A 16,305-nucleotide genomic window follows, 5' to 3' on the forward strand; every position below is an offset into this window, starting at 1 on the left:
ATCCGGTCCGTGGACTGTGTAGGGGGACAGTCTGTCAGCTCGACCGGCCAGGGGCTGTCCCACACCCCCGTTAGGCTCGGTCGGACAAGGACCACCCCCTCCGAGGAGACCAGAGCCATGAGCGAGCGACTCCAGCCCGGCGACACCGCCCCCGCCTTCACCCTGCCGGACGCGGACGGCAACGAGGTCTCCCTCGCGGACCACAAGGGCCGCAAGGTCATCGTCTACTTCTACCCGGCGGCACTCACCCCCGGCTGCACCAAGCAGGCGTGCGACTTCACCGACAACCTGGGGCTGCTGGCCGACGCCGGTTACGACGTGATCGGCGTGTCCCCGGACAAGCCGGAGAAGCTGGCGAAGTTCCGCGAGAAGGAGAACCTGAAGGTCACGCTGGTCGGTGACCCGGAGAAGACGGTCCTGGAGGCGTACGGCGCCTACGGCGAGAAGAAGCTGTACGGGAAGGTCGTGACCGGTGTCATCCGCTCGACGGTCGTCGTCGACGAGGACGGCAAGGTCGAACGCGCCCTCTACAACGTGAAGGCCACCGGCCACGTCGCCAAGATCATCAAGGATCTGGGGATCTGACGGGGATCTCTCCCGGCACGGCCCGTACCGCGCCCGCGCCCGGTACGGACCGTGCCGCCTGATCAGCCTCACGCAGCCGCACGCGGCCGCCGTCACGCCGCCAGGTGCCGCACCTGGTCCCACACCAGCGGGTCCACCGCCCCCACCCGCCGCCGGAAGCCCCACAGCGGCACATCCCGCAACTCGTCCGTCTCCAGAAAGCTCGCCCGCCCCCGCGCGTCCCCCACGGACCCCGGCGGCAACGCGATCACCCCGGCCCGCTCCGCGCGGTACTTGCTGGTGATCTTCGCGACGAGCGCGGCCTCGCCCCGTACCGACAGCACCAGACAGGGCCGGTCCTTGGACCGCCCGCCCCCCACCGCCGCCCGGTCCGGCACTCCCCCCGTGCGGGAGGACCGGGGGGACCCCCCTCGCGCGGCCCCTCCTGACGGCGGCCCGTCCTCATAGGGGACCTCCGCCCACCAGATGTCCCCCGGCTCCGGGCGCCGCGTCGGCCGGCTGTGCGGACCGCCCGGCCGTCCCGGGGGCCGGGTCCGTCCGGCCGGACGGACCCGGGGCCGCCGCCCGGCCCGCGCCCACCCGTCGGCCACCGCCGCCACCAGGGCGATCACCACCACGGCGCCGAGCGCCAGCCACCAGGACGTGTCCATACCCACGGACGTTACCGCCCCGTCCCTCACCCCGCCCGGCCGCCCGGCCCGCCCCGCACCCCGCCGAACCGGTGACAGCGCAGGTGAGTTCCCCCACAACGGGCCGTCACGGAGCAGCGCCCCACGCCCCCGCGCCGTACGCTCGACGGACCGCACGACCTCCCAGTAGCGCTTCCTCTCAGCGCGTCCCCGCTCCCGTCCGCGTCGTTCACGGAGGTTCCCGCTCCATGAAGCTCACCGTCGTCGGCTGCTCCGGGTCGTTCCCGTCCGCGGACTCGGCCTGTTCGAGCTACCTCGTGGAGGCCGACGGCTTCCGGCTGCTCCTCGACCTGGGCAACGGCGCCCTGGGCGAGCTGCAGCGCCACTGCGGTCTGTACGACCTGGACGCGATCTTCCTCAGTCATCTGCACGCCGACCACTGCATCGACATGTGCGGCTACTTCGTCGCCCGCTACTACCGCTACGAGGGCGGGCGCTGCGACGCGCTCCCGGTGTACGCGCCGGAGGGCGCCGAGCAGCGGCTGACCACCGCGTACGCGGACACCCCCTCGGCCACCTCGATGAGCGAGGTGTTCGCGTTCCACACCCTGAAGTCCGGCAGCTTCGACATCGGCCCGTTCCAGGTCCGTACGGAACGGGTGTCGCACCCGGTGGAGGCGTACGGGATCCGGATCGAGCACGGCGGCAAGGTCCTCGCCTACTCCGGTGACACGGGGGTGTGCGACGCGCTGGACGACCTGGCGGCGGACGCGGACCTGTTCCTGTGCGAGGCGTCCTTCACCTACGGCAGGGAGGACATCCCGGAGCTGCACCTCAACGGCCGTGAGGCGGGGGCGCACGCGGCCAGGGCCGGGGTGAAGCGGCTGGTGATGACGCACATCCCGCCCTGGACGGACGGCCAGCGGAATCTGGCGGACGCCCGCGCGGTGTACGACGGCCCGGCGGAGCTGGCCCGGGCGGGCGCGGTGTACGAGCTGTAGGCCCGAAACCGTACGGAACGGGGAAGGCCCCGGGACCCTTCCTTGGGTTCCGGGGCCTTCCCTGTGCGGCGAGCGGCCTACTTGGCCTCCGCCTTCTGCAGCTCGGCCAGCTCCTCGTCGGACTCGCGGCCCGGCGTCGGCAGGTTGAACTTGGTGATCGCGAACCGGAAGACCACGTAGTAGACGGCCGCGAAGCACAGGCCGACCAGGGCGAGGCCCCACGGGTTGGACGCGATGCCCAGGTTGAGCACGAAGTCGATCGCGCCGGCCGAGAAGCCGAAGCCGTCCCGCATGCCCAGGGCCCAGGTCAGCGCCATGGAGACACCGGTCAGCAGCGCGTGGATCGCGTACAGCACCGGCGCGATGAACATAAAGGTGAACTCGATCGGCTCGGTGACACCGGTGACGAACGAGGTCAGCGCCAGCGAGAACATCATGCCGCCGACGACCTTGCGGCGCTCCGGGCGGGCGCAGTGGACGATCGCGAGGCAGGCCGCCGGGAGGGCGAACATCATGATCGGGAAGAAGCCGGTCATGAACTGTCCGGCCGTCGGGTCACCGGCCAGGAAGCGGGCGATGTCACCGGTCTTGCCGTCGAACTCGCCGGCCTGGAGCCACGGGAAGGAGTTCAGCAGGTGGTGCATGCCGACCGGGATGAGCGCACGGTTGGCGACACCGAAGATGCCCGCGCCGACGGCGCCGGAGCCGACCAGGCTCTCACCGAACCAGTGCAGACCCGCACCGAGCCAGGGCCAGATCAGACCGAAGAAGATGCCCGCGACCAGACCGGCGAAGGCGGACAGGATCGGGACCAGGCGGCGGCCGCCGAAGAACCCGGCCCAGTCCGGCAGCTTGGTGCGGTAGAACCGCTGGTAGAGCAGGGCCACGATGATGCCCATGACGACGCCGCCGAGGACCTTGGCGTCGACCGCCTGGTCCACCATGACGATCTTGCCGTCGACGATGGCTTCCTTCTGGGGCAGGCTGCTGTCCGTGAAGGTGCCCAGGACGTTCTTGAACACCAGGTACCCGACCACGGCGGCGAGCGCGGTGGAGCCGTCGGACTTCTTGGCGAAGCCGATCGCGATACCGACGGCGAACAGCAGCGCCATGTTGTCGAGCAGGGCGCCGCCGCCGGCGGCCATGTAGCCTGCGATCTTGTTGACGAAGGCCGGGAGCGACTCGCTGCCGAGCATGTCGCCCTGGCCGAACCGCGTCAGCAGCGCGGCGGCGGGCAGCACCGCGACCGGCAGCATCAGGCTGCGGCCGATGCGCTGCATGACCGCCATCACGCCCGCGCCCTTCTTCTTCTGCTCCGCCGCCGGGGCGGCGCTGGCCGTGGACATAGACTTCCTCCAGTGGGCAAGGCGCCGCCCAGAAGAAAAGGGGGACGGCGGCGTCTCGGGGGGCAACGCGGCACGGGGGAAGGCCGCGTGGTCTACACCAATTGGTGGTGTAGACCTGTTGTAGCACGGCAGGGGATAGTTAAGGAACCTGTGAAACCGTGCTGCAACATCTACGGTTCGCACCCGCCCGCGGAAGGCCCCCGAAGGCGCCGGTCACGGCCGCGGCCCGGGGTTACGGCTTGGTGACGTCCCGCTCGATCTCCGCCTCGATCTCCTCCGGCTCCCGCCCAGGAGTCGGCAGATCGAAGACCGTGATCGCGAACCGGAACACCACGTAGTACACGACCGCGAACACGAGCCCGATCGGGATGATCAGCCACGGCTTGGTGTCCAGGTGCCAGTTCACGATGTAGTCGATCAGCCCCGCCGAGAAGCTGAACCCGGCGTGCACCCCCAGCGCCCACGTCACCGCCATCGAGGCCCCTGTCAGCAACGCGTGCAGCGCGTACAGCAGCGGCGCCGCGAACATGAAGGAGAACTCGATCGGCTCGGTCACCCCGGTCACGAACGAGGTCAGCGCCACCGACACCATCAGCCCCGCCACCTCGTGCCGCCGCTCCGGGCGCGCGGTGTGTGCGATCGCGAGCGCCGCCGCCGGGAGGCCGAACATCATGATGGGGAAGAACCCCGACATGAACTGCCCCGCCGTCGGGTCCTCCGCGAAGAACCGGGTCAGGTCGCCCTGCACCACCGTCCCGTCCGGCTCGGTGTACGAACCCGCCTGGAACCAGAAGAACGTGTTGATGAACTGGTGCATCCCCACCGGGATCAGCAGCCGGTTCGCGATGCCGAAGATCGCCGCGCCCCACGCGCCCAGCCCGATGAGCTGCCGCGCGAACCACTCCAGGGCGTCCCCCACCGGCTCCCACAGCAACCCGAAGGCGACGCCGAGCAGCACGCACAGGAACGCCATCTGGATCGGCACCAGCCGCCGTCCGTTGAAGAAGCCGAGCCAGTCCACCAGCTTCGTCCGGTGGAACCGCTGCCACACCACCGCCGTCAGCAGCCCGATCAGGATGCCGCCCAGCACCCCCGGGTTCTGCGCCACGCCCTCCGGGACGTCCGGCGTGACCGTCCCCGCCCTGGGGAAGGCCTTCAGGACGTTGAAGTACACGAGGAACCCGACCACCGCCGCCAGCGCGGTCGAGCCGTCCGCCTTCTTCGCGAACCCGATCGCCACGCCGATGCAGAACAGCAGCGGCAGCCCGAACGAGCCGTCCAAGATCGCCGTGCCCCCCTGGAGCAGCACATCCGACGTCTTGTCCCAGAAGGTGCCGTGCAGATAGGCGGAGAACAGATTGCCCAGGCTGACCAGCAGTCCCGCCGCCGGGAGCACCGCGACCGGCAGCTGAAGGCTCCGGCCCACCTTCTGGAGCCCCTTGAACAGCCCGCTCCAGCTCACGTGCCCTCCCGGATTCGCTCGAAGACGAGACTGGTGTAGACCAGTGCGATAGGCTCCCGAGGCCCGGCCACGCGGGCGCGCGGGCCGGTGATCGTCAGGATCGTCGACAGGACGACAGCTCGCCCGCGTAGATGGGCCAACCGTGAGTTACCGTGACAAACGCGGGCCTACGGCGCGCCGAGACTGCGCTCTTGGAACACAGGGAGAAACACATGGCCAGCAAGGCTGAGAAGATCGTCGCCGGGCTCGGCGGGATCGACAACATCGAAGAGGTCGAGGGCTGCATCACCCGCCTGCGCACCGAGGTCAGCGACCCGAGCCTGGTCGACGAGGCCGCGCTGAAGGCCGCGGGGGCCCACGGTGTCGTCAAGATGGGCAGCGCCATCCAGGTCGTGATCGGCACCGACGCCGACCCCATCGCCGCGGAGATCGAAGACCTCATGTGACCCGCGCGCACGCGCTTCACGGGCCCGTTCCCGTCGCCTCGGTCCGAGGCGACGGGAACGGGCCCGGCGCGTACCTGGGTACGATCCCGGTGCGGCAGGTGTCCGCGGTACGGAGGGTGTCTCGGCGCGGAGGACACCCCGGTACGGATGTCCTGGTACGGATGTCCTGGTACGGCGCTGAGAGGAGCCACGCGATGACCGGCGACGACCAGGCCGCCCCGAACACGGCGGCGGCCCAGGACACCACCCCGTACACGGCGGAGATCACCACCACCCCGTGCCCGCGCTGCCAGGCCACCGTCGTCGGCGTCAACGGCCGCTACGCCTGCACCTTCTGCGGCTGGTGCAGCCCCTACGTACCCCCCGAGACCACCCCCGTCTGCACCCCCTGCCGGGACGGCTGCACCGCGCATCCCTCCGCGCCGTCCTGACCGCCTAGGCTCTACCCATGTCTCGAATCGACGGCCGTACCCCCGAACAGCTCCGCCCGGTCACCATCGAGCGCGGCTGGAGCAAGCACGCCGAGGGCTCCGTCCTCATCTCCTGCGGTGACACCCGTGTCCTGTGCACCGCCTCCGTCACCGAAGGCGTCCCGCGCTGGCGCAAGGGCAGCGGCGAGGGCTGGGTCACCGCCGAGTACTCGATGCTCCCCCGCTCCACCAACACCCGCGGCGACCGTGAGTCCGTCCGCGGCAAGATCGGCGGCCGCACCCACGAGATCTCCCGCCTCATCGGGCGATCCCTGCGTGCCGTCATCGACTACAAGGCGCTGGGCGAGAACACGATCGTCCTGGACTGCGACGTCCTCCAGGCCGACGGCGGCACCCGCACCACCGCCGTCACCGGCGCGTACGTCGCCCTCGCGGACGCGGTGGCCTGGGCCCAGCAGAAGAAGATCGTCAAGGCCGGGCGCCGACCGCTCACCGGCACCGTCTCCGCCGTCTCCGTCGGCATCGTCGACGGCACGCCGCTGCTCGACCTCCGCTACGAGGAGGACGTGCGCGCCGAGACCGACATGAACGTCGTCTGCACCGGAGACGGCCGCTTCGTGGAGGTGCAGGGCACGGCGGAAGGCGCGCCCTTCGACCGCAAGGAGCTGAACGCCCTGCTGGACCTGGCCACCGGCGGATGCGCCGACCTCGCCGCCCTGCAGCGCGAGGCACTCGGCACCACCGAGGCCTGAGCAACCCGGCGCCCCCGCCCGGCGTCTCACCGGACACGGGCGTACGGCCTGGCCCCCAGGCCCGTGCGCCCGTCCGGCACATCTCAGCCCGTCATGTCCGTACATCCCGGGGAGGGACCCACCACATGCGCCGCCGAGGCCTCACCACAGCAACCGTGTTCCTGTCCCTCACCGTGGCCGCCGCGGCGCTCACCGGCTGCGGCGCGCTCGACAAGGCCTTCGACTGCGTCAGGACCGCCGACGCGATAGCGACCAGTGTCGACCAGCTCAGCCGGGCCGTGGCGGACGGCAGCGACCCCACGCAGCTCGCGGAGTCCCTGGACACCATCGACGAGGAGATCGGCAACCTCAAGAACACCACCGGAGACGCCGACCTGTCGAAGGCGGTGGACGACCTCTCCACGGCGGTGGAGTCCGTCCGCACGGCCGTCGAGAACGGCGACGCGACCCCGGACCTGTCCGGAGTCACCGGCGCGGCCACCGAGGTGGGCAGGATCTGCACGCCGTGAGGCCGCAGGGATACTGGACGCCATGACCCGCCTGATCCTCGCCACCCGCAACACGAAGAAGGTCGCCGAACTCCGGGCGATCCTCGCGGACGCCGCCCTTCCGCACGACCTGGTCGGCGCGGACGCCTACCCCGAGGTCCCCGACGTCAGGGAGACGGGCGTCACCTTCGCGGAGAACGCCCTGCTGAAGGCCCGTTCCCTGGCCCGGGCCACCGGCCACCCGGCCATCGCGGACGACTCCGGTCTGTGCGTCGACGTCCTGGGCGGTGCCCCCGGCATCTTCTCGGCCCGCTGGGCCGGCGCCCACGGAGACGACCGGGCCAACCTGAACCTGCTCCTGGCCCAGCTGTCCGACATCGACGAACCGCACCGCGCCGCCCACTTCGCCTGCGCCGCGGCGCTGGCCCTCCCCGACGGCACGGAACACGTCGTGGAGGGCCGCCTGGAGGGCACCCTCCGCCACGCCCCCTCCGGCACCGGCGGCTTCGGCTACGACCCGATCCTTCAGCCGGCCGGCGAGACCCGGACCTGCGCGGAGCTGACGCCGGACGAGAAGAACAGCATCAGCCACCGGGGCAAGGCCTTCCGCGCGCTCGTCCCCGTGCTGCGGGAACTGCTGGGCTGATTCCGGGCACAGAAATGGCCTGCGCATCATTCTTTGATCCGCAGGCCATTCAGCGTGCGGCGGAAGGGATTCGAACCCTCAAGCCCGATCAAGGGCCACAGATCCTAAGTCTGCTGCGTCGCCATTGCGCCACCGCCGCTTGCCGCCAGCCATGGTAGCGGGCTGCCGGCCGGGACGAGTACCTCGTGGGCGCCGGTATGCCAGCCCGCCCCTGTCCGGGCGGCAGGTGCCGGTCGGTGCGCGGCGATCCGGGCACGGGTCACCGGCAGACGAGGGCGGCCGTCCTCCGCCGGGCCCGACGAGGCCGCCCCTGTCGGCGTGTTGGGCCCGGTCCGGCAGGACCGCCGAGACCCGGTCCGCGATCGGCGAGGGCGACGGCCTCGCTTCCCGCTGAGGCGGCAGGACGGGAATCGCCCGCACCGGGCGGACAGTACGGGCCGCGTGACCCCGCTCACCGGTGCGCTCCGCCGGTACACGGCCCGTGCGCGGCCGGACGCGGCCCGGCCTCAGGCGAGGAGCCGGGCCCGGTCCGGCCGGGTCCGGCTCCTCGCCGTCCTCGTCATCGCCGCGCGCTCAGTCCTCCTCGGAGCCTCCGGCAGCGGCAGCGGCGGCAGCGGCGTCACCTGAGGCGGCGGCAGCGGCGGCAGCGGCGCCGTCACCCGAAGCGGCGGCGGCAGCGGCGGCGGCACCGTCGCCTGCCGCAGCCGCGGCGGCCGCGGCCGAACCGCCGTTCTCGTCGCTCTGGTAGGTCTCGTGGTCCCTCTCGGCTTCGAGAGCCTGACCGGAACCGTCGGCGCCCAGGGTGCTCGGGGTCATGGACTGCTCGGCTCCGTCGGAGACGGTCACGACAGCGCCTGTGCCGGGGCCGGTGAGGACGGAGCAGCCGTTCTCATAGAGGAGCACGAGCTCACCCTGAGCGTACGTGCAGTTGCTGCCGCTGACGACAAGATCGCCGTCGTCGGCCGCCGCGACCGAGGCCGTTGCCCCGATCATGGCCGCGGCGGCGAAGGTGACGGCGGCGATCCTGGATATCCTGCGCATCTGGTTCTGCCTTTCCCGCCCTCGCGTCAACGAGGAACGAAACGGTTGGGGTTCCGCCCCTGAGTCTTCACTCGGCTCCTGTGCTGTGCCCGTCGGGCAAGGCCGTTCGTATGAGAGGTGCGGTACGGCAGGCTCCCGTCCCGTCCGGTCGCGCTCGGCGAGCCGGGCCCCGCGCCGTCTGCCCGTACCGGCCTGCGGTGCGGCGGCACCGTGCCCTCCTTCAGGGCCCGGAACGACATCTCGGGGTGTGCCTCGAAGAGCCGTGCCGCCACCGGGCTCGTCCACGCGGGCGTACACCCCACGGGGCGGGTTCGGGGCTCAGGCAGGGTCGGAGCACCGGGGCCGGGCGGCGCCGCGGCGCCCCTCGGCCACACCGCACGCGGCGGCACCCGGCCCCGTGCGGCCCCGGCGGCATGTCCGCTGCCGCACCCGCGAGTTCACCGGCCGTGCCCCGGGCCAGGAGAGCGCACGGAGCGGTGACGAACCGCGCCTCCACGAGGCGGGCCGGCGGTGCGTCCTCGGGAAGCCGTGCCGCCCCCGGTCTCCAGCACCGGCCCGCCGCCCGGAAGACCGGGTGCGCCGACCGTCATCACCAAGGGGGAGGGCTGTGCCGTCACTTGGCGGCGCGACGACCGGGACGAAGGCCGGGCACCTCCGGGCCGAGGACGTCATCCGTCACGGATGAAGGGGTGTGCTCCCGTGGAGCACACCCCTTCAAGCGGCCCCGTGGAGCGGGCCCCTTCGGCTAGTTCGACTCCTTCGGGGCCACCGCTGCGGCGACCTCGTCGTAGGTTCCCCCGACGACCAGTCCCGTGTCGTCCAGTACCTTCTGGTGGTCGAGGACGGTGAGGTTGGCCTGGTCGGCGAAGGTGCGGACGACCGAGTTCTTGGTGGTGGCGCGCACCTGCGCGATCGTGACGAACACCTTGCCGTGTGACGAGCGCAGGACGTTGGCGAACATCTGGTCGAACTCCGCGCCGCTGGCGTTCTGCATCTTCCGTACCAGGGCCTGCTGTTCGGGTGTGGCCTCGTCGGGTATGGCCACGTTCAGGGACTGGGACGCGTCACGGACCATCGCGTCGAGCTTGCTGTGTCCTTCCATGAGGTGGACCCCGGCACGTTTGACCGCCTCGCTGGAGGCGTGCGTCTGGGCCAGGCGGCCCACCGGCGCTTCCCAGAGGTTGGCCTGCCGCACCTTCACCAGCAGGGTCTTGTCCAGCTCGCTGAGTTCTCCGGCCGAGGTCACGTCACCGCCGGGGGCGACGGGCGACGCGCTGGGGAAGCCGGAGCTGGCCAGCTCGCTCGCGTTGGCACTGCCCCGAGTGACCCACAGGGCGGCGGCGGAGACGGCCGCGAGGAGCAGGAGCACAACGGTCACGACGAGACTGCGCGGGTACGAGGACGTGAGGCTTCGCGCATGTGCGTTCATGGTGTGCCGTACGGATGCGGACCCCGCACCGTTCACCGCATCGGCCGGAACATCTGCCGGAGCGGTCCGCGCGGCCGTTCACCGCCGGTCCCGGGGCAGAACGGCCGGAGAGCCCGAGCATGATCCGCGACCGGACCGAGGGCCCGGCTCGGTCACCTGAGGGGAACCCGTCACGCGCGGGGCGGAGACACCCGACAGGCGGATCATGCCCGGGCCCGGGGGCCGACATGATCCGCCGGACGCTCCCTACGCCCAGAGCTGTCCCTGCAGGGTCTCGATGGCCGCTTCCGTCGTGGGGGCCGTGTAGACACCCGTGGACAGGTACTTCCAGCCGCCGTCGGCGACGACGAACGCGATGTCCGCGGACTCCCCGGCCTTCAGGGCCTTGCGGCCCATGCCGATCGCGGCGTGCAGGGCCGCGCCGGTCGAGACGCCCGCGAAGATGCCCTCCTGCTGGAGCAGTTCGCGGGTGCGGGTGACCGCGTCGGCCGAGCCGACCGAGAAGCGGGTGGTCAGCACGTTCGCGTCGTACAGCTCGGGGACGAAGCCCTCGTCCAGGTTGCGCAGGCCGTAGACCAGGTCGTCGTACCTCGGCTCCGCCGCGACGATCTTCACGTCCGGCTTGTGCTCCCGCAGGTAGCGGCCGACTCCCATGAGGGTGCCGGTGGTGCCGAGGCCCGCCACGAAGTGGGTGAGGGACGGGAGGTCCGAGAGGATCTCCGGGCCGGTCGTGGCGTAGTGTGCCGCCGCGTTGTCCGGGTTGCCGTACTGGTAGAGCATCACCCAGTCCGGGTTCTGCGCCGCCAGCTCCTTCGCCACGCGGACAGCCGTGTTGGAGCCGCCCGCGGCGGGGGACGAGACGATCTCGGCGCCCCACATGGCGAGCAGGTCGCGCCGCTCCTGGGAGGTGTTCTCGGGCATCACACACACGATGCGGTAGCCCTTGAGCCGCGCGGCCATCGCCAGCGAGATGCCGGTGTTGCCGGACGTGGGCTCCAGGATCGTGCAGCCGGGCTGGAGCCTGCCGTCCTTCTCCGCCTGCTCGATCATGTAGAGGGCGGGGCGGTCCTTGACGGAGCCCGTGGGATTGCGGTCCTCCAGCTTGGCCCAGATGCGCACGTCGTCCGACGGGGACAGGCGCGGGAGCCGGACCAGCGGGGTGTTCCCGACGGCGGCGAGCGGACTGTCGTACCGCATGCCCGTCAGACCATGCCGCCGGCCACGGCCGGCAGGATCGTGACGTTGTCGCCGTCGGCCAGCCTGGTGGAGATGCCGTCCAGGAAGCGGACGTCCTCGTCGTTCAGGTAGACGTTCACGAAGCGGCGCAGCTCGCCCCCGGCGGCCTGGTCGACGATGCGCTCCTGGATGCCGCTGTGGCGGCTCTCCAGGTCTGCGAACAGCTCGGCGAGGGTCTCCCCGCTGCCCTCGACGGCCTTGGCGCCGTCGGTGTAGGTGCGGAGGATGGTCGGGATGCGGACCTCGATGGCCATGGTGTGGGCTCCTGTGGAAGGCGTGGGAGAGGGTGGGAGGCGTGCGGGACGTCGGTCGTGCGCGGCTGTGCCGGGCGCCCGGCGCAGGGCGCCTCGCGGTGCGCGGGGCGTCGCGGGACGGGACGGGCCGGGTTCGTACGTGCCCGGCCGCGGCTCAGGCGGCGGCGCCGCGCGGACACATGGCGCTGGAGAGGCGGCACAGGTCGACGTGCAGCCGCGCCACGAGCAGGAGGGTGCCCGGCGTCTGTTCGCTCACGTCGTTCGAAACCATGCGGGCATCGTAGCGATTCCCGGGCCCCCAAAAAGAGTGTGATCTCGCATGCCGGACGAATCGCACTCGCCATGCGAGACACACACGGAGAGACGCCTGGTCAGTAGGCTTCCACGACCTTGACCTCTTCCTCCGTGATCACGCCGTCCACGATACGGAACGAGCGGAACTGGAAGGGCCCGGCGCCGTCGGCGTCAGCCGTGGACACGAGCACGTAGTGCGCCTCGGGCTCGTTCGCGTAGGAGACGTCGGTGCGCGACGGGTACGCCTCGGTCGCGGTGTGTGAGTGGTAGATCACGACCGGCTCCTCGTCGCGGTCGTCCATCTCGCGGTAGAGCTTGAGCAGGTCACCCGAGTCGAACTCGTAGAACGTGGGCGAGCGGGCGGCATTGAGCATCGGGACGAAGCGCTCGGGGCGGCCGGTGCCGGCCGGGCCCGCGACCACGCCGCAGGCCTCGTCCGGGTGGTCGGCGCGGGCGTGCGCGACGATCTGGTCGTGCAGGGCCCGTGTGATGGTCAGCATGCGCATCAGGATAAGCAGATGGACCTACCCGTACCGAAGAGTGGTACGGGTAGGTCCACATGCCGGACGGACATCGGGCTGCGGGGCCGGTCCGCGGTGCGGGGGAAGCCGCTCAGCGCTTCCTGAAGGCCGCCGCCTCCGGGCTCCGGGACCGCAGCGCCAGGTACGCGGCGCCCAGCAGCGCGGCCCACACGGGCGCACAGTACAGCGACACCCTGGCCCCCTCGTCGGCCGCCATCAGCGCGATGACGAACCCGAGGAAGACCAGCGCGAACCAGCTCGTCCAGGGCGCGCCCGGCGCCCGGAAGGAGGACTGCGGCAGCTCGCCCCGGTCCGCCCTGGCCCGGTAGCGGATGTGGCTGACGAGGATCATGATCCAGGCCCACATGCCGGAGACGGTCGCGAAGGAGACGACCTTCTCGAAGGCGTCGCCGGGCCACCGGTAGTTGATCCACACGCCGACCAGCATCAGCGCGGCGGAGAAGGTCGTGCCGACCAGTGGGGTGCCTGAGCCGGTGAGCCGGGTGAACAGCTTCGGGCCCTGGCCGTTGAGCGCGAGGTCGCGCAGCATGCGGCCGGTGGAGTACATGCCGGAGTTGCAGGACGACAGTGCGGCGGTGAGGACGACGAAGTTCACGATCGCGGCGCCCACCCCCAGGCCCATCTTCTCGAACGCGGCGACGAACGGGGAGACGCCCGGCTGGAACTCGCTCCACGGGACGACCGACAGGATCATGATCAGCGCGCCGACGTAGAAGACGGCGATCCGCCACGGCACGGTGTTGATCGCCTTGGGGAGGGTGGTCTCGGGGTCCTTGGACTCGCCCGCGGTGACGCCGACCAGCTCCACGGCGAGGAAGGCGAACATCACGATCTGGAGGGTCATCAGCGTGCTGCCGACGCCGTTGGGGAAGAAGCCGCCCTCGTCCCACAGGTGGGTCACGGAGGCGGTGTCGCCGGCGTCGGAGAATCCGAGGGTCAGGATCCCGGCACAGATGAGGATCATGCCGATGATGGCCGTGACCTTCACCATCGAGAACCAGAACTCCAGCTCACCGAAGAGCTTCACGGAGATCAGGTTCGCCGCGTACAGGACGACGGTGAAGGCGAGCGCCGAGATCCACTGGGGGATGTCCCACCAGTACGTCATGTAGGTCGCGGCGGCGGTGACCTCGGTGATCCCGGTGACGACCCAGAAGAGCCAGTACGTCCAGCCGGTGACGAAGCCCGCGAAGGGGCCGACGAACTCGCGGGCGTACTCGGAGAACGAACCGGACACCGGTCGGTACATGAGCAGCTCGCCCAGCGCCCGCATGATGAAGAAGATGACCAGGCCCGCGAGCGCGTAGGCCAGGATCAGGCTGGGGCCCGCCTTGGATATGGCGGTGCCCGCGCCGAGGAAGAGGCCGGTGCCGATGGCGCCGCCGATCGCGATCATCTGGATCTGGCGGGCGCCCAGACCGCGCTGGTAGCCCTCGCCTTCGCCGGCTCCGTCGCCGGCGTGTTCTTTCTCGACCTGCAGTGAGGTCATGGTCGTACTGCGCCTTTCTCCACGCTGATCCCCCCGGACATGGCTGGAGTGCCGCCGACGATCGGTCGGCGCGGCGCCCCCGGGAACATGGGTGGCGTTCCCGGGCGGTCGTGCAGATGTATCACGCTCGTACACATATCGGCCGTAGCGTTCTGTGACGCACGCCACCGGCAAAACAGACGCGCCCGCGCCTTTCAGGAGGAAAGGCACGGGCGGCATGGACAGATCGTTATACGGAGTTGAGCGTCCGCTGAGCGAACGTCCCGCAAAGCGGACGCCCCCGCACCGTTCCCGGTGCGGGGGCGTCCAGCCGTACGACTCGGACAGTCGCCGTATGGCTCAGAGGGTCTTCGCAGGCTCCTGCTCGGCCTCCTCGGGCTCCTCCTCGCCGGCGTCGCGGCGGCGGACGAAGGCCAGGAAGGAGTTCAGCTCCTTCTTGACGATCGGGGCCAGCAGGTACAGGCCGATGATGTTGACGACGGCCAGCATGAAGAGGACCGAGTCGGCCAGGGAGATCAGCGCGTCCAGCGACATCAGCGAGCCGAGGATCGCGATCAGGGAGTAGAGGACCTTGAAGGTGATCTCGCTCGCCTTGCTGCGGCCGAACATGTGCGTCCAGGCCTTGAGGCAGTAGTAGCCCCAGGTGATCAGCGTGGAGAAGGCGAACAGCAGCACCGCGAGGGTCAGGATCCAGTTGAAGCCCGGGATCACGGTGGTGAAGGCGTCCGACGTGATGGTGACGCCGCCGATGCTCTCGCCCTCGCGGGCCTTCAGCCAGCTGTCGGGGCTCGCGATGACGATGGTCAGCGCGGTCATGGTGCAGATGACGACCGTGTCGATGAACGGCTCCAGCAGGGCGACCAGACCCTCGGACGCGGGGTGCTTGGTCTTGACCGCGGAGTGCGCGATCGGGGCGGAGCCGAGACCGGCCTCGTTGGAGAAGGCGGCGCGCTTGAAGCCGACGATCAGGGCACCGATGACACCACCGGCGACACCCTTCGGGCTGAAGGCCTCGGAGACGATCGTGCCGACGGCCTCCGGCACCGCGGTGACGTTGGCCAGGATGACCACGAGGCAGGCGACGACGTACATGCCGGCCATGGCCGGGACCAGGCGGCTGGTGACCGCGGCGACCGAACGGAGGCCGCCGAGCAGGACCAGGCCGACGAGCGCGGCGATCAGGATGCCGAAGAACAGCGCGTAGGTCGAGGAGGCGCCGCCGGTGGTGTTGGACAGCTGCGAGTAGCTCTGGTTGACCTGGAAGAGGTTGCCGCCGAAGAGGCCGAAGAACAGGACCATGATGGCGGCGAGGAAGGCCAGCACCTTGCCCGCGGTCTTGGCGCGCGGACCGAAGCGGTCGACGAGGCCCTTGCGGAGGTAGTGCATCGGGCCACCGGAGACGGTGCCGTCAGCGTGTACCTCGCGGTACTTCACGCCCAGGGTGACCTCGACGAACTTGGAGGCCATGCCGAGCAGACCGCAGAGGATCATCCAGAACGTGGCGCCCGGGCCGCCGATGGAGACGGCGACGGCCACACCGGCGATGTTGCCGAGGCCGACGGTGCCGGAGACGGCGGCGGTCAGGGCCTGGAAGTGGTTGACCTCGCCGTGCGAGCCCTTCTCGTCGTACTTGCCGCGTACGACGTTCAGCGCGAGCTTGAACTTGCGGAACTGGAGGAACCCGAACCAGCCCGTGAACACCAGACCAGCCACGACAAGCCAGGCGACGATGAGCGGGAGCTCGGTGCCGCCGACGGGGACCGAGTAGAAGACGACTTCGCCGACCTTGTCGGCGAGGGGGCCGACGAAGTCACTGACTTTTTCGTCGATGTTCTGGGCGATGGAGTCGAGAGACATCTGACTACCTCAATGGCGCAGGGGGCTGCTGGGCTGAGCCCGGCAGTGAGGGGTGCGGGATGAGCCGACGCCGTTGTCCGATCCGGCGAAAGCTCGTGCCACCCTCGCCGGCCGCGGACTCGGACGACGGGGATCACACAGGTTGTGCGGTGCGGCCGGAACGTTCCGGCCCTCCGCAGGACGGCAAGGGGGGCCGCCTGAGGAGTTGCGAAGTTTTACCACGCGTTTCACTGATCGTTGAGTGACCTGGGTCACATCACGAACCCTGAATCCGGCCTGAGAGGGGAGAACCCCAGGACCGGTGACGCGATCGTTATGCGGAATCCGTCGTCCGGCGAACGGACGCCGCCCATCAGCGGTTTTGCGTGTAGGCGACG

At 70.4% G+C, this 16,305-nt stretch carries 18 protein-coding genes and 1 tRNA gene; 7 read left to right on the forward strand and 12 right to left on the reverse strand.

Going from position 1 to position 16,305, the window contains the following annotated elements; genetic code table 11:
• The first annotated feature begins 117 nt into the window (after positions 1-117).
• The gene (bcp, locus tag I3F58_RS13150; protein WP_240108538.1) at positions 118-585 is read left to right on the forward strand and encodes a thioredoxin-dependent thiol peroxidase; all 468 of its coding nucleotides are present in this window, start codon (positions 118-120) and stop codon (positions 583-585) included.
• Positions 586-677: 92 nt separating this feature from the next.
• On the opposite strand, the gene I3F58_RS13155 is transcribed toward bcp, so the two are convergent.
• Positions 678-1,235 (reverse strand): type II toxin-antitoxin system PemK/MazF family toxin, encoded by a 558-nt coding sequence (locus I3F58_RS13155; protein WP_240108539.1) that lies wholly within the window; start codon positions 1,233-1,235, stop codon positions 678-680.
• A 227-nt stretch (positions 1,236-1,462) separates the two neighbouring features.
• Here I3F58_RS13155 and I3F58_RS13160 point away from each other — a divergent pair, with 227 nt between their 5' ends.
• Positions 1,463-2,215: an MBL fold metallo-hydrolase gene (locus I3F58_RS13160; RefSeq protein WP_240108540.1), complete on the forward strand. Its 753-nt coding sequence runs from the start codon at positions 1,463-1,465 to the stop codon at positions 2,213-2,215.
• A 77-nt stretch (positions 2,216-2,292) separates the two neighbouring features.
• Here the strand turns inward: I3F58_RS13160 and I3F58_RS13165 are convergent, their stop codons facing one another.
• Together I3F58_RS13165 and I3F58_RS13170 are read right to left on the reverse strand one after the other, a co-directional pair.
• Positions 2,293-3,561: a PTS transporter subunit EIIC gene (locus I3F58_RS13165; protein WP_240108541.1), complete on the reverse strand. Its 1,269-nt coding sequence runs from the start codon at positions 3,559-3,561 to the stop codon at positions 2,293-2,295.
• A gap of 232 nt (positions 3,562-3,793) precedes the next feature.
• On the reverse strand, positions 3,794-5,023 hold the full coding sequence (locus I3F58_RS13170) for a PTS transporter subunit EIIC (RefSeq protein WP_240108542.1): 1,230 nt from the start codon (positions 5,021-5,023) through the stop codon (positions 3,794-3,796).
• Positions 5,024-5,214: 191 nt separating this feature from the next.
• Between I3F58_RS13170 and I3F58_RS13175 the strand changes: the two genes are divergently transcribed.
• The 5 genes from I3F58_RS13175 (at position 5,215) to rdgB (ending at position 7,786) form a co-directional block, all read left to right on the forward strand.
• Positions 5,215-5,469: a PTS glucose/sucrose transporter subunit IIB gene (locus I3F58_RS13175; RefSeq protein WP_275678473.1), complete on the forward strand. Its 255-nt coding sequence runs from the start codon at positions 5,215-5,217 to the stop codon at positions 5,467-5,469.
• Positions 5,470-5,663: 194 nt separating this feature from the next.
• Entirely contained in the window at positions 5,664-5,900 is a 237-nt protein-coding gene (locus tag I3F58_RS13180) for a hypothetical protein (RefSeq protein WP_240108544.1), read from the forward strand.
• Positions 5,901-5,917: 17 nt separating this feature from the next.
• Complete coding sequence (gene rph / locus I3F58_RS13185) at positions 5,918-6,652, forward strand: ribonuclease PH (protein ID WP_240108545.1); 735 nt, start codon at positions 5,918-5,920, stop codon at positions 6,650-6,652.
• Positions 6,653-6,777: 125 nt separating this feature from the next.
• Positions 6,778-7,161: a hypothetical protein gene (locus tag I3F58_RS13190; protein WP_240108546.1), complete on the forward strand. Its 384-nt coding sequence runs from the start codon at positions 6,778-6,780 to the stop codon at positions 7,159-7,161.
• 22 nt (positions 7,162-7,183) lie between these two features.
• Positions 7,184-7,786 carry an RdgB/HAM1 family non-canonical purine NTP pyrophosphatase gene (rdgB, locus tag I3F58_RS13195; RefSeq protein WP_240108547.1) on the forward strand — a complete coding sequence of 201 codons (603 nt, stop codon included), beginning with the start codon at positions 7,184-7,186 and terminating at the stop codon, positions 7,784-7,786.
• A 55-nt stretch (positions 7,787-7,841) separates the two neighbouring features.
• Here the strand turns inward: rdgB and I3F58_RS13200 are convergent.
• The 9 genes from I3F58_RS13200 to I3F58_RS13240 all read right to left on the reverse strand — a co-directional run bounded on the left by I3F58_RS13200 (position 7,842) and on the right by I3F58_RS13240 (position 15,928).
• Positions 7,842-7,925, reverse strand: a tRNA-Leu gene (locus tag I3F58_RS13200).
• A gap of 434 nt (positions 7,926-8,359) precedes the next feature.
• Positions 8,360-8,827, reverse strand: a complete 468-nt coding sequence (locus tag I3F58_RS13205) for a hypothetical protein (RefSeq protein ID WP_240108548.1) — start codon at positions 8,825-8,827, stop codon at positions 8,360-8,362.
• Positions 8,828-9,572: 745 nt separating this feature from the next.
• Positions 9,573-10,205 carry a DUF4142 domain-containing protein gene (locus tag I3F58_RS13210; RefSeq protein ID WP_240108549.1) on the reverse strand — a complete coding sequence of 211 codons (633 nt, stop codon included), beginning with the start codon at positions 10,203-10,205 and terminating at the stop codon, positions 9,573-9,575.
• A gap of 297 nt (positions 10,206-10,502) precedes the next feature.
• Positions 10,503-11,453: a PLP-dependent cysteine synthase family protein gene (locus tag I3F58_RS13215; protein WP_240108550.1), complete on the reverse strand. Its 951-nt coding sequence runs from the start codon at positions 11,451-11,453 to the stop codon at positions 10,503-10,505.
• 5 nt (positions 11,454-11,458) lie between these two features.
• Complete coding sequence (locus I3F58_RS13220) at positions 11,459-11,746, reverse strand: MoaD/ThiS family protein (RefSeq protein ID WP_240108551.1); 288 nt, start codon at positions 11,744-11,746, stop codon at positions 11,459-11,461.
• Between the two features lie 154 nt (positions 11,747-11,900).
• Positions 11,901-12,017 carry a putative leader peptide gene (locus tag I3F58_RS29800; protein ID WP_374207964.1) on the reverse strand — a complete coding sequence of 39 codons (117 nt, stop codon included), beginning with the start codon at positions 12,015-12,017 and terminating at the stop codon, positions 11,901-11,903.
• Positions 12,018-12,117: 100 nt separating this feature from the next.
• Positions 12,118-12,540 carry a Mov34/MPN/PAD-1 family protein gene (locus tag I3F58_RS13230; RefSeq protein WP_240108553.1) on the reverse strand — a complete coding sequence of 141 codons (423 nt, stop codon included), beginning with the start codon at positions 12,538-12,540 and terminating at the stop codon, positions 12,118-12,120.
• A gap of 112 nt (positions 12,541-12,652) precedes the next feature.
• A complete protein-coding gene (locus I3F58_RS13235; RefSeq protein WP_240108554.1) occupies positions 12,653-14,071 on the reverse strand; it encodes an amino acid permease in 1,419 nt (472 codons plus the stop codon).
• Positions 14,072-14,410: 339 nt separating this feature from the next.
• Positions 14,411-15,928 (reverse strand): sodium:alanine symporter family protein, encoded by a 1,518-nt coding sequence (locus I3F58_RS13240; RefSeq protein WP_240108555.1) that lies wholly within the window; start codon positions 15,926-15,928, stop codon positions 14,411-14,413.
• Between the last annotated feature and the right edge of the window lie 377 nt (positions 15,929-16,305).

The sequence above is a fragment of the Streptomyces sp. MUM 203J genome (genome assembly GCF_022414595.1).
GTDB lineage: Bacteria > Actinomycetota > Actinomycetes > Streptomycetales > Streptomycetaceae > Streptomyces.